We start from the raw sequence: 17,887 nt of genomic DNA, 5'->3' as shown, positions 1-17,887 counted from the left end.
TAAAATAGTTATACAGTAAACCGTCTGTATTTAAAAAATTAGTTCTACTTTTCATGGCGGTTTTTCGACTTTTTATAATAATTGATTGTTTTTACCAGGTTTACTGTTCAAGCATAGAATCGTGTCGATTTACTTTTAGTATACCTGGCAAATGTTTTAAACGGGTAATTAATTGGGCTAAATGCTCGGTATTATCGATTAGTACGGTAATTTTTCCTTCAAATATTCCTTCTGCAGAGTTTATGGCGATGGCCCTCATGGTGACTCTGGGATCTTTTGAAATGAGTTCTGTAATTTTATTAATTATTCCGATTTCATCTTTTCCCATAAGGCTGAGAACTGTTTGGTAGGAGGTTGTGCCGGCATTTGTCCATTGGGTTTTGACGATACGGTAAGGATAGCGTCTTTGCAAATCCAGTGCATTTTTACATTGCTTGCGGTGTACTTTAATTCCCTCTCCGATAGAGACGAACCCAATAATATCGTCGCCGAAAACAGGGTTACAGCAACGGGCGAATTTGTAGTCCACATTGTCAACATTTTTGTCGATAATGAGGACGTCTTCGGCTATTTTGGGGGAATGGCTGATGTGGATATCCTTGATGGGAGCGGGAACAATAGCTTTTTCTTCTTCTTTAGCCTGTAGAAGGATATCTTTTATTTCTGCCGGATCGTGTTTCCCGATAGCAATTCCCTGATATAAATCCAAAGCGAATTTGTATTTATAATGTTGCATGAGTTTACGGATAATGTCGTCAGTAAACTCGATTTTCCAGTTTTTCAGTCTTCTGGTCAATAACTCTTTCCCAATATCCGCCTGGTGGTTGATTTCTTCGTTAAGGAATTGCCGTATTTTGTTACGGGCTTTGGAAGTAACGGTAAAATTCAGCCAGTCTGCTTTGGGCTGTTGATTGGCAGCTGTCATTACTGAGATCTCATCTCCGTTACGTAATTGGTAGCGAAGCGTTTCATTGCGTTGATTGACTTTTCCTCCTACGCATTTGCATCCGATATTGGTATGTATAGCATAGGCAAAATCGAGCAGCGTCGCCCCGGCCGGTAAAGTGATTAAATCCCCTTTGGGTGTGAAGACATGGACCTCTTTATCCTGGAGATCCAACTTGAGATCATCCAGTAATTCTATTGCATTTTCTTCCGGACTCTCCAGTATTTCGCGTAATTCATTCAGCCAGTTTTCAATTGCGGAATCCGAAGTTCCTCCTTTGTATTTCCAATGAGCTGCGAACCCTTTCTCGGCAATTTCATCCATTCGTTCTGTACGTATCTGTACTTCGACCCAACGTTTCCCAGGCCCCAGAACGGTAGTTTGCAGAGATTCATATCCGTTTGATTTAGGTACGGTAATCCAATCGCGTAATCGTTGCGGATTGGGAGTGTATTTGTCTGTAACGATGGAATATACTTTCCAACAGTCTGGTTTTTCATTTTCCCCCTTGCTGTCTATAATAAAGCGAACGGCGAATATATCGTAAATTTCTTCGAATTCTACCTGATTTTTCCGCATTTTATTCAGAATAGAAGCGATTGTTTTGGTTCTGTATTTGACTTTAAAATGGATATTGCGTTTATGGAGTTCTTCTACGACAGGAGCAATAAATTCTGAGATATATTCTTCCCGCGCTGCTTTCGATTCTGTTAATTTACGCCGGATTTCAGCATAAATTTCCGGATTGGAGTAACGCAGGGCCCTGTCTTCCATTTCTGATTTGATATTGTATAATCCCAGGCGGTGTGCAAAAGGGATATAAATATAATCTGTTTCCCGGGCCAATTGTTTTTGTGCTGCTTCTGTCAGATTTTCAGCACCCCGTAGTGCATACAACTTTTCTGCCAAAAAGATGAGTTGTACCCGTATATCCTGAGCAAAACTCAGTAATAATTTCCGGAAATTTTCCGAGTTGACAATTTTCTGCGGAGTGTATATGGAATTGATATTTTTAAGGCCTTCCACAATTTGGGTAACTTTAGAGCCGAAAATATCCTCCACTTCGGAAATAGAAAGTTCTCCTTTCGTGACTTTTGTGTGTAACATGGCGCAGATAATAGATGTACGCCCCAGCCCTATTTCTGTAGTGATGATTAAAGCTATGTCCAGAATTTTCAGAATTTCTTTTTCTTCGTGATCGGGGAGAGCATCCAGGGGATTCTCCTGATCTGTTGCCGGAGAGACCGCAATGTCGAATGCTTTTTCTACGAGTTGAATATCTTCTTCTGATAATAAATTCCGGCAAGACTTGAGAAGAATATCAAATTTGCTGTGGATTTCCGGACTGTATTTTGATTTAAGATCCCCCATCACTTTTCCTTTTTGTTTGTATTGGAACTCTTTTTGGACAAAAATAGGGATTTCTTTTCAAGAATATTAGGTAATAAATTCTATTTTTGTGAAAGTTTCATAAAAAGTGTGGGATTGTTCGGACAGAGGATTAACACCCGGCATACGTCTCGCTGATAAATGAACTTTCGGTCCGGATGAAGGAATTAATCAGTAATTTTGTCGCTTTACTATGCTGTTGCCGGAAAGCATTAATTCTTTAGGCCACTGGAATATTTTCAAATTAAAAAATAGGATTGCGGAACAGATCAGGGGAAAAATTGAGAAATAAATGATTACAAAAGATAGAGAGATATGACAACAAAAGAAAGATATGAGGGTTTTATAAACTGGTTTAGTGAAAATATGCCGGTTGCCGAGAGCGAATTAGAATATCAGAGTCCTTTTGAATTATTAGTAGCTGTAATTCTGTCTGCTCAATGTACAGACAAACGGGTAAATATGACAACTCCGGCTCTTTTTGAACGTTTCCCTACTGCTGAGGCAATGTCGAAGGCAGAGGTAGCAGAAATATATGAATTGATTAAATCCATTTCATATCCCAATAATAAGGCCAGGCATTTGTCTGCTATGGCTAAAAAATTGGTGAATGATTTTAATGGTGAAGTTCCGGATGATATGGAATTATTACAGACTCTTCCGGGAGTAGGGAGAAAAACAGCTAATGTGGTCGAAGCGGTTGCTTTTCACCGGCCTGCAATGCCTGTAGATACACATGTGTTCCGGGTGGCAGACAGGATCGGATTGGTTACCAATGCTACCACCCCATTGGAAACCGAAAAACAACTGGTAAAAAATATTCCGTCCGAAATTTTGTCTAAGGCCCATCATTGGCTGATATTACACGGAAGATATACCTGTACTGCACGTCGCCCGAAATGTGAATCCTGCGGGATCAGTGAATATTGCCGGTATTTTGAAAAAAAATAATTTTTTTTCTTTCCCGACGCAACTATTCGTATTCTTTTGCATCTTAGTATTGGAAACCTTGAAAAAGGGTGACAGCTAAGTAATAATAAAACGGGAAATTTTATTAATTTTGGATTTAAGGGTTAGTCAGCGGAGGCATCTGTGAAAAGATGCCTCCTTTTTTCTTTTCTTTAGGGTTTCTTTTTATTTTTGTATAAAATTGGTCTTTATGGTTTTTCTGCTAAAAAGTGTTTTCTTACCGGAAGAAAGAATATACTTTATAAAAAGCAGAATAAAAGGGCCGGGAAAAATATACGATAATAATTATGGGGTGTAATAGTCGAAGAAAACCGGAATGGTTAAAAATTAAATTGCCGAAAGGGCAATTGTCAGTAGATGTATTGAATATTGTACGGGAACACCATCTGCATACGATATGTACGAGTGGTATGTGTCCCAATCAGGGAGAATGCTGGGGATGCGGAACGGCGACTTTTATGATAGGCGGTAACATCTGTACGCGGAATTGCCGGTTTTGTAATGTAACCACGGGAAAGCCTTTTCCACTGGATCCGGAGGAAGCCCGCAATATTGCGAATTCTGTAAAATTATTGGGTTTGAAACACGTAGTGATTACTTCTGTGGACCGGGATGATTTAGAGGATTTAGGGGCTGCTCATTGGGTAAAAGTAATACGGGCTGTAAAAGAAATGAATCCCTCTGTCACTATGGAAGTATTGATTCCGGATTTTCAAGGCAGATCCGAATTGGTGGAGCGGATTATCGGAGCAAAACCGGAAGTGATTTCCCATAATCTGGAGACAGTACGCCGCTTGACGAAAGATATACGCAGCCGGGCTACTTATGAGATGTCTTTACAGGTAGTACGTCAGATTGCTGCTTCCGGGACGGTGGCAAAATCCGGTATTATGCTTGGTTTAGGGGAAACCCGGGAGGAAATTCTGGAAACCATGGACGACCTTCGTTCTGCCGGATGTAGTGTGATGACGATCGGACAGTATTTGCAACCTACTGCTGCTAATGTGGAAGTAAAAGAATATATTCAGCCGGAGACTTTTGAAGAATACCATCAGATTGGCTTACAAAAAGGATTTAAGCACGTAGAAAGCGGTCCCTTGGTAAGGTCCAGTTATCATGCAGAAAAACACGTAAAATAAAAACCGTAAGGGTGTCGGGGACTGCATCGGCAGGAGATAATTCAGGGAAATGAGATCGAAAACCGATGGCAAAACATGAAAGCAGGATGAAAATACAGTATCAGGATTTAGGATTAAGTTATTATCGGGAAGTATGGGAACTCCAGGAGAAATTGCTGGAAAAAATAAAACTGGAAAAATCGGAAGGGGTTCCGACGTCCAATTATCTTTTATTTACGGAGCACAGGCCTGTCTATACACTTGGAAAAAGCGGCCATGAATCCAATATGTTAATGGATGCCATACAATTGCGGACTCAGCAGGCGGAATTTATCAAAGTAGACAGGGGAGGGGATATTACTTTCCACGGTCCCGGGCAGCTTGTTGTTTACCCTATTATCGATCTGGAGAACTTCGGATTAGGGGTAAAGGAATATGTCCATCGGCTGGAAGAAGTCGTTATACGTACCCTACGCAAATACGGGATAAAAGGAGAACGGATAAATGCGGCAACCGGGGTATGGCTGGACGTTGGGAAACCTTCGGAACGGAAAATATGTGCGATTGGAGTCAAATGTTCCCGTTATGTCAGTATGCATGGATTTGCTTTAAATGTAAACACAGACTTGAATTATTTTAATTATATTCATCCTTGTGGCTTTGTCGATAAAGGAGTAACTTCTATAGAGAGGGAAAATGAAGGAAAATCAGTCGGCCTGGAGGAAGTAAAAGAAGAAGTTTTAACGCAGTTCAAGTTCGTTTTCAATGTAGAAATACAGTCTGTAGAATAATAGAAGTGTCTGATATTTTGAAAGTAATTGTATAATAATACCGTTAGATATGAGGTGTGAACTGGAAATTTGTGCTTATTCTTTGGAATCCTGTTTGGCTGCAAAGAGAGCGGGAGTTACCCGGATTGAACTTTGTGCGGGAATGTACGATGGAGGGACAACCCCTTCTTTGGGAATGATAAAGTTAGCCCGGAAATTGACATCCGGAATTCAGCTTTACATCATGATCCGTCCCAGGGGAGGAGATTTCTTGTATACTGATTTAGAGTTTAAACAGATGCAAGAAGAGATTTTGTCCCTCAAAACGATGGGAATTGAGGGAGTGGTACTTGGCGTTTTGAAGCCGGACGGGAATGTCGATATTGAACGTACGGCAGAATTGGTACAACTGGCAGCTCCGCTTAAAGTAACATTTCACCGGGCTTTTGACATGGTGGAGGATTCGGAAGTTGCCTTGGAAGATGTCATCCGGGCAGGCTGTTTTCGTATTCTGACTTCCGGATTGAAGAATACGGCCGAAGAAGGAGTAAACGAATTAGAGAATTTGGTGAGACGGGCAAACGGTCGTATACAAATTATGGCCGGGAGCGGAATAAATGCCGGAAATGCCTTGAAAATAGCAAATACGGGGGTAAATGCTCTTCATATGACGGCGAAAAGTATAAGGGAAAGCGAAATGCGATACCGGAATCCGGAAGTATTTATGGGAGGAATACCGGGCATCCCGGAATATCAGATTGTATACAGTGATACAGTTAAGATCCTAAACGTGATGAATCGGTTACAAAATAAAACTGCAGAGAATGAGTAAAGTGATAAAATGGGGATGTATGCTGGGGGTAGCAATGCTTTGTATGAATTGTAAAAAAACGGTTTTTTCTTTACAGGAAAGGGAATGTATCTCCTCACAAAGAGGACAGATCATGCGTATTTATACCGTTGGTCAGCCGGAAGATTCTCTCTTTTTAAGGCAAAAAGCTTTAAAATTGACAGAGGAGGAACTGAATTCAGAATATTATCCGGTTTTAAAAGAAGGTTTATTGACGACGGTAAAAGATACGAATAATCCGGGAGTCGGAATTGCAGCGCCTCAGGTGGGAATCAGCAGGTGTCTGATTGTGGTGCAACGTTTTGACAAAGCGGGAGAACCCTTTGAGACTTATATTAATCCGGAGATTGTATATTATTCTCCGGGACGGTTGACCGGACAGGAAGGTTGCTTGTCCATTCCCGATATTACTGGGGACGTCAGTCGTTCAGATACTGTGGTTATAAAATATTGGGATGAAAGGAGGAGGCAGGAAATAAAAGACACTGTTGGCGGATTTACGGCTGTGATCTTTCAGCATGAGACAGATCATTTAAAAGGGATTTTATTTACCGATAAAATATCCGGGAATAAACTTGAATAAATTAAGAATTCAGGATGGAAAAAAATAAAAGGAAAAACACATTTGTCGAAAAGATATTGAATGCACCTGCCGGTTCGATTGTATATGTAGAACCTGACATTGTATTAAGTCATGACAATTCAGCCCGGATCAGAAAACTTTTTGAGAAGATGCGGGGGCGGAAAGTATTGCATCCTGAACGTTTGGTCGTTGTTTTGGACCGGAAAATGACAGGTACAACGGATGAATTAATCCGGGATTACAACTCCATCCACGATTTTATGGAGGAGCAGGAGGTTGAACATTTTTTTGATTGTGATAAGGGTATCTGTCATCAGGTTTTGGCCGGATTTATACGACAGGGCTTGGTAGTAGTAGGGAGTGACAGCCATACCTGTACCGCAGGTGCGTTTAATTGTTTTGCCGTAGGTTTAAATAAAACAGAAACAGCTTTCTTATGGAAAAACGGAAAAATATGGTTACGGGTTCCGGAAACAGTTAAAATTACGCTGAGTGGAAAATTCAGGGCAGGAGTGTATGCGAAAGATTTGGCTTTGTGGATCATGGGAATGCTGAAAGAGGAGAATATAGATTACCAGTCGGTTGAATATCACGGGGAAGGGGTAAGGACACTTACAATTGCCGACCGTATGACGATTGCAAACATTTCGGCTGAAATGGGGGTAAACAATTCCGTATTTCCTCCGGACGATTTATTGGCGGATTATTTGGGGGATTACGCTGTACAAGGAATATGGGCGGATGAAGATGCTTACTATACAAAAGAGTTTCATATCGATTTGGGAAAAGTATTTCCATTAGTAATGGCGACTTATCCTGAGGATGAAGTAAAAGGCATAGGAGAGGTGAGTGAAATAACGATTCAGGAAGGTTTGATAGGAGCCTGTTCATCTGGCCGCATTGAGGATCTGAGAATTGTAGCCCGTATTTTAAAAGGGAAACAATTGGCTGAGGGTTTTCAGTTATCGGTAGTTCCGGCTTCTCACGATATTTATATACAAGCCATAAAAGAAGGATTGATTCATGATATTATGAAGGCGGGAGCGGCGGTTTTGGGATCCAGTTGCGGCCCTTGTCTGGGAAGCAGTCATATGTTAGGAGCTGAAACAAAACGTTTTATTTCAACGACGAATAGTCATTCCATGCGCCGTATGGCAGACGTAGGGGTCGAGAAGTATATAGCTTCCCCGGCTACAGTGGCTATGACAGCTTTACGGGGGAAACTCTGTGCAGAGGTTGCTTACCCGGAAGAAATATTCGAGTACTGGTCCGTTCCTGCCGAAGCTATTACAGTAAGCGTTTGGGATGACCGGAAAAAGGAAAATGTTTGGAATTATGCAGATATCGATCATATTTCTGCAGATCAATTGTTCCCGGAAAGAAAAACATATAATATCTCTATAGAAAGTGCAGAGGCAATGAAACCTTACCTGCTTTCCGGCCTGGACGAAACTTTTGCAAGACGTGTGCAGACTGGGGATATTATATTGGCAGGAGAAGATTTTGGTAGGGGAAGATTAATAAAACAGGCTGCAATAGGTTTGGTCCGGGCCGGAGTCACTGCAATAATCGTGAAATCGGTAAACCGGAGTTTTTTTCGAATGGCCGTCAATTACGGTTTATGGATAATTATTGCCCCTGAAATACTGGAAAATTACCGGCCCGGAGATAAAATTACCTTGGAATTAGAAGAGGCTATAATAAAAATGAACGGAAAAACATATACTTTACCGGCATTTGATTTAGTCTTTACGGAAATTATCCGGAAAAAGGGAATAATGCACCTTTATGAATAAACAATTTTTTTATGCAAGTCTTTCGGTAAATAAATATACCTGACGGACTGTTTTTAAACTGTTTTCTTGTTCAAACACCGGATTAATGCTATTTGGAGTATGCCGAAACGATTGCCTGTTTTCACAGTGTTATTGACAAAAAACTTCGGGATACATCTTATTTTTGATGCTTATTCCTGGCTATTTCACTTTTATAATGTTCGAACAAAAAGTCGTAAATGACCAACTCATACACTCTGTTTTTAGAAGGAAATAATCTGTTCATCATCATGTGAATATAAGATGAAAGATCGTTTAAGGGTACAGATTTTACTGTCTGAATGAGTTCCTTGACTTTTTTGGAACGTTTTTGTAAAATAGCATGGCTGCGCCTGATTTCTTCCGGGGTTTTCTGGAAATGGCTTACTACCAGATTGACCTCGGGTTTCCTTTGACGGTATATTTTATTTAAATATTTGATATTGTGTACATTGAACCCGTGCTCTTGTTTGAAAGAAAGGCTCATCCTTTCTATATAGGAAGCTTTTTCAGTTAAAGGAAGCCCGAAATCTTCGAAAAGACAGTCAATCATTTTCAGTGCGACCATCCACCTGTAATTTTCATCTTTTTTACTGAGCAGTTTGAGTATCGACAAAATACATTCGCTGTCGGCAGAGAAAATACTTTCTGAAAATTCAATATAGTCTTTGCCGTAACGTTCCAGTTCCCGGTTATAAGTATCTAATTGTATCCGGTAAATCTGAGAACTTTTACAGGCTTTTTGTAATTTCTGATTCACCGTTTGCAGAATATAGCCTAAGTTTCCGGGATCTTTTATTAACATACGGAAACGGATGTGAAAATCCGGGTCTGAATAGCGGATGAAAAAAAATTTTGTGATCATTTCTTCCCGCATCAATTTTTTAATCACCGGAAACACGGAATGAATCAGAATGTCGTCAGCGGTTTTGATACCGGTATATAATTTAAAATATAGCCACTCATCTCCCGGGTAAAATGTTCTTTTTATAGCGGATTTCATAGGTCCTTAATTTTGAGATTTATAAAAGGAAACAATACATTCGTGCAGAAAGGTGCGTCCTTCTTTGTCTTTTGCCAAAGAATACTGATCGCATAATGCTTCTTCTAGGGTAATTTGTCTGCGGTTGCTCAACATATTCAGAAAAACCCGCAGGCTTACGGGATTTTCTAAATCAATGAGCAGCCTATTGTCTCCGTCGGCTAAAAAAACATAACGGGGTAATTGTAATTGAGCTTGCCAACTTTTCACTTTTTCCATTAATTTTTCCGGATCCGTTTCTTTGGTCAGATTTTCCATACTTTTTACGGCAATTTTCCAGTTGGCTTCGGACAAAATGATATTTTTATACCTTACCCGCGGTAAATAATCCAATTGTTCTTCTATACTTCCCCAGTTAAACAAAAGAGAAGCCCTTAAACCCTGGCATTGCAGGTCACATAAAAAACGGTATACAGGAGTAGGGTTATTCCTGTAATTATGAGCTGTAGAGAGGCGCGGGAGGATGTATTTGTTGAGTCGCTGGGAACGTAATAGCAAACGGTTGTTCCGTACAGACAAAAATAGGTCGGCCGGATAGAGAATTCGTTCCCGTTCCAGGGTGGAATTCGCCAAATATAAAATTTCATATTCCCGGAAATTGGGACGGGCTAATACATTCCCTACTCTGGAATCCGGAATATGAGATATTTCTGCTACAATCTGATCTTTATATATTTCTTGTTCCTTGCGGGCAATAGCTTCTACCAGTTCTTGAATAGAAGGGTCGCAATAAACAAAACGCCCCAATAAATTGGCAGCACTGCTTCCACTGAAATTATTCACTATCAACGTATAATCTGCAGGATCCTCTGAGAGATTTAAAATTTGGAATTTGGTAAATAAGGTAGCTGGCAAATCTTCCCAATTGGGTTGTAGGTTTTTGACATCTTCGTCCTGTAGTAAAATTTCCCGGTCTGTCTGTGGATTGAAAGCTACTAACTTTTTTAAAAGAATTTGATGGATTGGAAACAGGTTTGTCTGCATGGAAGCATTGTTGTCAATCCGTCCGGGGATGATTAATCCGCCCAGTAAAGGATGTAAATCATTTATCTCGTGTGCCGGATAACCGATACCTCTTTCCGGGTCCAGTGCTTCTAACAAAGGAATCTCTTGTTCTTCATATCTTTCGTTAAAACATTTGATAAAGTTACTGAGGGTGTTATTGGTATAACGCGGAGTTATTCTGTTGAGAAACTCCATGCTGTTTTGCAGGGTGGTAAAGATACTGTTGTCTAAAGAAGCTTTTTCCAGTTTCCTGATTGTATCCACTTGCAGCAGGAATTTTTTTTGGAAAGGGATTTTTAATTGTTTGATTTCCGCTTCAATTTGATTGCAGTAATCGATAACCTCTGCCTGTGCTGCTGTACCCAATTTTTGTAATAAATGATTGATCCGGGATAATTTTTGATAATAATCCGAACGGGTATCCAATCTTTCCATAACTTTTAAAATATGTTCAAAAAAATCGGATCCTGTGATAATCGGATCGATTTCACTGACCAATAATTGGTTATCGATGATTGTATTGATATAAGACCGCGCCATCTGTTCACTTACTTCTCCTGTGGCGGTCAGGAGTGAAATCAGTTCCGTAAAAGTACATCCTTTCCGGGCGAGGTGAATGATGGATTGCAGGTAAGGAGATTTTCCGACTTCTACCAACTGATAGATTCTTTTTTCCGTATCAAAGCGATACTCTATATATCGGATCTTTGTGGATTGCGTATAGAGTGTAGTATTCGTATAGTATTTTACAACTTCTCTCACTTCCGGTAATTTCCCCAATTCCTGTGATAAATTACAAAGATATAGCATGTCAAAACGTACGTGTACGTTTAATTGGTTGGTCAGTATCACTTCCGGCAATTCTCCTTTTTTTCCGGTAGTACAGGATGAAAACAAACCGAAAGGAGTACATCTGCTCGACATTCTGGCCAGGTATTTTAACAAAGAATTTTCGATACGGATACGGTCTTTTTCTTTTACTTTACCGGCTTTGTATTTTTGTAATTCCTCGTAAAGTACAGGGGAAGCGAAATAAATAGCTTCTTCAAAAAAATCAGAATATATAATTTCCTGGAAATATTCTTTTTGAGATAAAGCTTTTTTGATGACTTCCAAGGGGTAATGAGGAAATCGGAATACGATCTGTTCAAAGGGTTGGTACATAGTGGTACGTATTGTATAGTTAAAGGGCTACGTCTTATTTTAATTAAAACTCAATAACAGAATTTCATCCCACGAACTGTTTACCGGGGACAGAAGAGTTAATCCGATTCCGGCAACCCCCTCCAGTAGGTAATATTTTGTTTCCCAGCTTTGTTGGGTGGGATCGAAGGACTGATAGCCGGCAGGGCCTTCCGGACGGTTACCGAAACAATAGGTTTGCTCTTTCCAATATTCATAAGCAGCCTGGAGAGAGGGGCGTTTTGTTTCCTGCCACATTCGGAAAAAGATTTGCGTAATTCCGGCAGAGCCGTGGCATATTCCGGCATCCCATACATAATTGGCGCGGATGTCTTTCCGTTTGGCTGAATACTCCAGGATTTCCATTGCAAAATCTGTTAAATCCTTTTTATTCAAAACTTTTCCGGCATGCCATAAAGCAATGCCAATGCCTAGGTCTCCGTAGCACCAAGCCAAGCGGCTTTTATTTACAGGACCTGGATTTTCTAAAGATGTAGAAGGGAAATAACAGCCGTATATTTTTTCATCTATTCGTTGTTGTAAAATATAATTTAGCGTCTCTTCCAGTAATTTGCGAACTTTTCCTTCCGGATTTATATCCATTTGGAGAAGACGGGATAGAAAAATAGCAATGCTGGACATTCCATGAGAAAGTGAGATATTGAATTTTATATCTGCCTGATGGGGAAAATGCCGGTCTACGATTTCCCATTTCACCGTATGGGTATGAGGATCAGAGATAGCCGTTTGTTCGAGGTAATCTACAATCTTGTGCAGTTGTACTAAAGACAGCTCCGGTTTATATTTATAATGTTTCAGAAAATAAAATCCCATTCCAATGACTCCGTGTAAAAAATCGAAGTGATGTAACCGAATTTCCTGTTCCAGATAATGTTGCAGGACAAGATCTATATCATCCAGCATGTCCGGGGAATTTTCGATAAAATCCCCTTCCGCCAATAAGTGTATACCTAAACCGAAACCTGCCAGACCATTACAATAAGAAAATTGGTAATAAGAGGGAGTTGAAAGGCTTTCTGTCAATTGGTCCAGTAGTATTTCTGCCTTTTCTTTATAGTTTTTATCGACGAGTGAATAATAATAAAGAAAGAGAATCTCCCCCATATTACCTGTTAAAAGGCTATAATTCCCGTTTTCCTTTTGGCAGTGTCCTTCGATTGCACGGGCAATACTATCCAATTGTTTTTTCATAATTGAGAGGTTATTGAGCTAAAGAATGACTTGGGCACACCTTCGTTTCTATATACACAGTTACAATTATATAAAATAATTATCAGAAAGTAAAATAAATTAATATTTTTAATTATATTATTTTATATATCTCTTGGTGTTTTGAATGGGAAACAGCATAAAGAAAAGAATGCGGAGGATAGATAGAGAATAAGTGTAAAAAAAATTATAAAATAATTCTTTTATAAGAATAAGATGTTAAAATATTCGTTAAGTTTGCAAATAGTATAAAATGCAACATAACTCATGAATGATATCCGGGAATTAGTGACCTATCTAAGCCGGGCTGAGAGAGGTTATACCAAAACGTTAAACAGGGCTTTTCAGCAAGCAGGATATGATCTTAGCCGTGAACAATTTGAATTACTTCAGGTGTTGTGGGAAGCGGATAATGTGAACCAGCAGACCATTTCCCGAAAATTACAGAAAGACAAATACAATGTGACAAAATTATTGAACACTTTGACAAAAAGGGGATTTGTGCAGCGTAAAATGGGGAAGGAAGACCGCAGGAATAATTTTATTGTCTTAACTGAAAAGGGAATGGAAGTGCAAAAAATATTGCTTCAGATTGAAGGGCAGGTGCATACTGATTTGACCTTTACACTTACTTCTTCAGAAATCAAATCCTGCATTTGGGGGATGAGGAAACTGACGGATAGGATGAAATGAAAATCAATAGCGAATAAAGTATATAATTTTGATATAATATGAAATTGAAAGGATTACAACCGGAAGCCTTATGGCAATATTTTGAAGAGATATGTCAGATCCCGAGACCTTCCACAAAGGAAGAGAAAATTGCGGCCTTTTTGATTAAATTTGCTGAAGAACACGGTTTACCTGTCCGACAGGACGAGGCGGGTAATGTATTAATCAGTAAACCTGCTGTTGTGGGAATGGAACAGGCACCTACCGTGGTATTGCAGGCTCATATGGATATGGTATGCGAAAAAAATGCAGATACGGTACACGATTTTGAGAAAGATCCGATCCTGCCTTATATTGATGGGGATTGGGTAAAAGCAAAGGGTACCACTTTAGGAGCGGACGATGGAATAGGGATGGCTGCCCAATTGGCACTTTTAGCTTCTGCAGATATTAAACATGGCCGCTTGGAATGCCTCTTCACGGTAAATGAAGAATGTGGTCTGACCGGAGCATTTGAATTAAAACCCGGATTTTTTGAAGGGAAAATTTTGCTGAATCTGGATTCGGAAGATGAAGGAGAGATCTTTATCGGTTGTGCCGGCGGAATGGACACTGTGGTGAAGATGCCGGTAGAGACTGAAGAGCCCGGACAAGAGGCTTTTGCTGTAAAAGTTATGGTAAAAGGTTTACAGGGAGGACATTCCGGGGATGATATCAATAAAGGAAGGGGAAACGCAATTAAAATCTTGAACCGTTTTCTGTGGGATTTAAATGAAAAATATCCCCTGCGAATTGCGGAATTTACAGGGGGAAACCTAAGGAATGCCATTGCCCGCGAAGCTTTTGCTTCAATTGTTTTCGACGAAAAATACAAAGAGCAGGTAAGAGCAGACTTCAATTTATATCAGGCGGAGATGGAAACTGTCTGGCAAATGACAGAACCGGGGTTAAAGATGGAAATGGAATCGGTTTCTTTACCGGATGAAGTTTTGACGGGCGATAGTACATGTAAATTATTAAATGTTTTATATGCTTGTCCGCATGGCGTATTTGCTATGAGTTACCGTATGCCGGGTATGGTGGAGACGTCTACCAATCTGGCGTCTGTGAAAATGGAGAATAAGCGGAGCGTTATCATCACTAGTTCACAGCGGAGTGATGTAAATTCCGAAAAATTAAATATTGCCCATATGGTGGCTTCGGTCTTCCGTTTGGCTCAGGCGAAAATAGAACATGGGGAAGGTTATCCCGGCTGGGCACCCAATCCGGATTCGGCAGTGCTGAAATTAGCTGTAGCTTCTTATGAACGTTTGTTTGGGAAAAAGCCGGTTGTCCGTTCTATACATGCAGGTTTGGAATGTGGTTTATTTTTGGAAAAGTATCCGGATATGGATATGATTTCTTTTGGTCCTACATTGAGGGGTGTACATTCGCCGGATGAAAAAGTGAATACGAAGACAGTGGAAATGTGGTGGAGACATCTGGTGGATATATTACAGCATATTGACGTCGTAAATCAATAGAGAATTGGAAAAGATATCGAAAAAATCAGCCAAATACAATCGGCTTTATGAACAGATCAGCCGTTATGTGGTGACGACCCCGGATCGCTGGGCGCGTCTGGCAACAATAGAAGCTGTTTTGCACCACAAGATGCAGACGTTTTTTTGGACCGGTGTATATGTATTGATGGAGGGGGAACTGATTGTGCGCTCTTATCAGGGACCGGTGGCTTGTCAAAAATTACGTCAGCACACAGGGGTATGTTGGACAGCGATCGATTCGGGGAAAACGGTTATTGTAAAAAATGTAGCAGAATTTCCCGGTCATATTGCCTGTAATTCCGCCACAAAAAGTGAAATTGTCCTTCCTCTGAAAGATGAAAAGGGACAAATATACGGGTGTCTGGATATCGACAGTGATCAACTGAGTGCTTTTGATGAAGAAGACGAAAAAGGGTTATTGAAAATACTGAGATTAGTAAATGAGGATAAATAAAGGTCAGATCATGTCAAAAGTCAGATTTGATGAGCATTTATAACTAATTTTGTGTTAAAAAAAACTAATTCCGTTTTGAATTTTTGGGAGACATTATTACCTTAGTTGCCCGAATATAAAAATAATTTGTTACATAAATAAAAGTAAGAAAAACTATGAGAAAAACAGTTTTATTGATTTTAGTAAGTTTATTGACGGGGAGTTTATTTGCGCAGGACCCGGGGGCGGCAGAAAAAAATGCCGGCAATGTTGCTTGGAAGGCTAAGAATTATGCCGAGGCTTTTACAAATTTTGAAAAATACCTGAAAGCTGTCAATTTTTCAGATAAGGCATACATATATAATACAGCCGTTGCTGCAACCAGATCAAAAAATTATGCTGCCGCTGAAAAATATTTCGAAATGTCAATAAAAAATAATTATAAAGTAGGGAGCTCTTATTTAGGAAAAGCCCAGGCTGAAGAAGACCTGAAAAAAGAAGGGGAAATGGTTGCTACTTTGGAAGCCGGCCTGAAAGCAGTACCGGGAAATGCAAAATTGGAAAATATGTATGGGACTTATTTTCTGAAAAAAGGAGTAGAAGCACAAAAAGCGAATAATCTGGCTGCTGCTGCTGAGAATTATACAAAAATTACTTCTCTTACCAATAAAGATATCAAAGTAAAAGCTTATATGGCTTTGGGTTCTCTTTATTTTAACAATGGTGCCAGTATTTTGCAGAAAGCAACTCCTTTTGCCAATACGGATAAAGAAAAATATGCTGCCGAAAAAGAAAAAGCTACAAGTGATTTCGGAAAAGCTTTGGGTTATGTAGAACAAGCAAAAAGTCTTGCTCCGGAAAATAACGATGTAAAAGAATTGTATGCGCAGATAAAAACGGCTATGAAATAATTAGCTTTTGTTATAGGAAAAGCTGTCTGAGAGGATCAGGCAGCTTTTTTTATGTTCAAAATTCTGGTTTATGTCTTATCTGTCCTTTTATTATCGCTCTGTATTACAATTCTCTTATACTTATTGATATGTTAGTTAAATTGCTATGTACTTGATATTCGGGAAGGACAATTTGAACGATTACTAACGAGCCCCATCCAGAGTCCAAATTAACAAAAGCCTGTGAATCCTTGTAATTGTCAGGGTATCATAAAGGAATAATCAAAAGACGGAATGAGTTATCACGAAGAATCAGCGATAATTACAATATTGGTAGTCCAATAACTAATTACAAAAAAGCGCTAAGAAACAACATGTAGGGCTTTCTCGTTTTCAGAGAGCCCAGCCTAATGCTTCTATAATGATAGCTTGTGATACATAAAAGAAACAGACGGGTTTAGAAATTTTGCTATTAGGGGAATCCTGTATTAAAGTTATTATTCATAACCTGGGAAATGGTATGTCTAAAGAAAAAGGGAGAATTGTCTTGTAAGAATAATATGGATGGCACAGCTGTTTTCAAAAACTTTGACAGAACAACAAACAGTAAAGAAGTAGCTTAAAAATAAAGGAATTGGGGAAAGTAAAAAAAAGGACCATCTAACGTTTGTCTTGTTAGACGGTCCCTTTTCAGTTGTTATTCTCTATAAATATTTTATTTGAGAACCTCAATTAATAGGCAAGGGCTGAATTTGCAAACTCTCCGATAGTCGGGAATCCGTCATGCCTAACACTCATAGACGAAGTATTATTGCTAATCTTTGTCATAACAACATCCCATGCATATCCATCGTCCTCTTTCAGACTATAGAAACCAACTTTCTCTGGATCTGGATTAAACTGATACAAGTAATATTTGAGAGCACCAAATGTATATTTAGCACCACCAGTCAATGTAACTTCCTGTCCTATCATTTTCAATTCAGTTCCATTATACTTCCCTACAAATGCGGTATAGCCTTTGGTCTTTCCTGATTCGATCTCTGCGCTCTTTATTAAAGAGTAGCCACCGTTAACAGGAATGACACCAGCGACAACCACTACGGATCTGGTATCTCCTTCACCTACGGTAGCCAATTCCTGATGTCCCTTAACGAGAATAGAACCATCGCTCTGATACTCCATTTCAAAAGGATAGGCCTGAACAACAGCATTACCGCACCAACCGGCAACGTCGTATGTCTTACCTTGTTCTTTCGCTGTAATGATAACAGTATACTCATTTTGTTGTTCAGCGGTACTTCCAGTACCTTTTACCTTCCAGGTTCCGATATAACTATTGTAGTTAACTTCTTCCGGGGCACCTTTAGCCTGATTAACTGTAATCTCAGCCACTTTTTCACCCATTTTAAGGGTTACTTTAGCACTACGGGCTTCGCCAGTATTGGCT

At 39.6% G+C, this 17,887-nt stretch carries 14 protein-coding genes and 1 pseudogene; 10 read left to right on the top strand and 5 right to left on the bottom strand.

Annotated features, from left to right (window positions below; all coding sequences use genetic code 11):
- Positions 1 to 100: 100 nt before the first annotated feature.
- Complete coding sequence (locus tag Q0465_RS00970; protein WP_298611540.1) at positions 101 to 2,317, bottom strand: RelA/SpoT family protein; 2,217 nt, start codon at positions 2,315 to 2,317, stop codon at positions 101 to 103.
- Positions 2,318 to 2,650: 333 nt separating this feature from the next.
- Here Q0465_RS00970 and nth point away from each other — a divergent pair, with 333 nt between their 5' ends.
- From nth to Q0465_RS00940, 6 genes are all read left to right on the top strand, one after another.
- On the top strand, positions 2,651 to 3,286 hold the full coding sequence (nth, locus tag Q0465_RS00965; RefSeq protein WP_298611537.1) for an endonuclease III: 636 nt from the start codon (positions 2,651 to 2,653) through the stop codon (positions 3,284 to 3,286).
- 305 nt (positions 3,287 to 3,591) lie between these two features.
- On the top strand, positions 3,592 to 4,443 hold the full coding sequence (lipA, locus tag Q0465_RS00960; RefSeq protein WP_298611535.1) for a lipoyl synthase: 852 nt from the start codon (positions 3,592 to 3,594) through the stop codon (positions 4,441 to 4,443).
- 65 nt (positions 4,444 to 4,508) lie between these two features.
- Positions 4,509 to 5,213, top strand: a complete 705-nt coding sequence (lipB, locus tag Q0465_RS00955) for a lipoyl(octanoyl) transferase LipB (RefSeq protein WP_298611532.1) — start codon at positions 4,509 to 4,511, stop codon at positions 5,211 to 5,213.
- A gap of 49 nt (positions 5,214 to 5,262) precedes the next feature.
- Entirely contained in the window at positions 5,263 to 6,024 is a 762-nt protein-coding gene (locus Q0465_RS00950; RefSeq protein WP_298611528.1) for a copper homeostasis protein CutC, read from the top strand.
- The gene (gene def, locus Q0465_RS00945) at positions 6,017 to 6,625 is read left to right on the top strand and encodes a peptide deformylase (RefSeq protein ID WP_298611526.1); all 609 of its coding nucleotides are present in this window, start codon (positions 6,017 to 6,019) and stop codon (positions 6,623 to 6,625) included. Before Q0465_RS00950 ends, def begins: the two co-directional genes overlap by 8 nt.
- Before the next feature lie 14 nt (positions 6,626 to 6,639).
- The gene (locus Q0465_RS00940) at positions 6,640 to 8,421 is read left to right on the top strand and encodes an aconitase family protein (RefSeq protein WP_298611524.1); all 1,782 of its coding nucleotides are present in this window, start codon (positions 6,640 to 6,642) and stop codon (positions 8,419 to 8,421) included.
- A gap of 157 nt (positions 8,422 to 8,578) precedes the next feature.
- Here Q0465_RS00940 and Q0465_RS00935 read toward each other — a convergent pair whose 3' ends face one another.
- Genes Q0465_RS00935 through Q0465_RS00925 form a run of 3 tightly spaced genes read right to left on the bottom strand, consistent with a single transcriptional unit; the run spans position 8,579 to position 12,880 of the window.
- On the bottom strand, positions 8,579 to 9,442 hold the full coding sequence (locus tag Q0465_RS00935; protein ID WP_298611522.1) for a thiopeptide-type bacteriocin biosynthesis protein: 864 nt from the start codon (positions 9,440 to 9,442) through the stop codon (positions 8,579 to 8,581).
- Positions 9,443 to 9,448: 6 nt separating this feature from the next.
- Entirely contained in the window at positions 9,449 to 11,650 is a 2,202-nt protein-coding gene (locus tag Q0465_RS00930) for a lantibiotic dehydratase family protein (RefSeq protein ID WP_298611519.1), read from the bottom strand.
- 39 nt (positions 11,651 to 11,689) lie between these two features.
- The gene (locus Q0465_RS00925; protein WP_298611516.1) at positions 11,690 to 12,880 is read right to left on the bottom strand and encodes a lanthionine synthetase C family protein; all 1,191 of its coding nucleotides are present in this window, start codon (positions 12,878 to 12,880) and stop codon (positions 11,690 to 11,692) included.
- Between the two features lie 285 nt (positions 12,881 to 13,165).
- On the opposite strand from Q0465_RS00925, the gene Q0465_RS00920 reads away from it, so the two are divergent.
- The 4 genes from Q0465_RS00920 (at position 13,166) to Q0465_RS00905 (ending at position 16,458) form a co-directional block, all read left to right on the top strand.
- Complete coding sequence (locus Q0465_RS00920; protein WP_298611513.1) at positions 13,166 to 13,591, top strand: MarR family transcriptional regulator; 426 nt, start codon at positions 13,166 to 13,168, stop codon at positions 13,589 to 13,591.
- Between the two features lie 38 nt (positions 13,592 to 13,629).
- A complete protein-coding gene (locus Q0465_RS00915; protein WP_298611510.1) occupies positions 13,630 to 15,093 on the top strand; it encodes an aminoacyl-histidine dipeptidase in 1,464 nt (487 codons plus the stop codon).
- 4 nt (positions 15,094 to 15,097) lie between these two features.
- A complete protein-coding gene (locus Q0465_RS00910) occupies positions 15,098 to 15,568 on the top strand; it encodes a GAF domain-containing protein (protein WP_298611507.1) in 471 nt (156 codons plus the stop codon).
- Between the two features lie 155 nt (positions 15,569 to 15,723).
- On the top strand, positions 15,724 to 16,458 hold the full coding sequence (locus Q0465_RS00905) for a hypothetical protein (protein WP_298611504.1): 735 nt from the start codon (positions 15,724 to 15,726) through the stop codon (positions 16,456 to 16,458).
- Positions 16,459 to 17,169: 711 nt separating this feature from the next.
- On the opposite strand, the pseudogene Q0465_RS00900 reads toward Q0465_RS00905, so the two are convergent.
- A pseudogene (locus Q0465_RS00900) lies at positions 17,170 to 17,887 on the bottom strand (hypothetical protein); the annotation flags it as partial.

Origin of the sequence: uncultured Odoribacter sp., assembly GCF_937966165.1 — a bacterium.
GTDB lineage: Bacteria > Bacteroidota > Bacteroidia > Bacteroidales > Marinifilaceae > Culturomica.
This window is presented reverse-complemented; position numbering and strand designations above follow the sequence as displayed.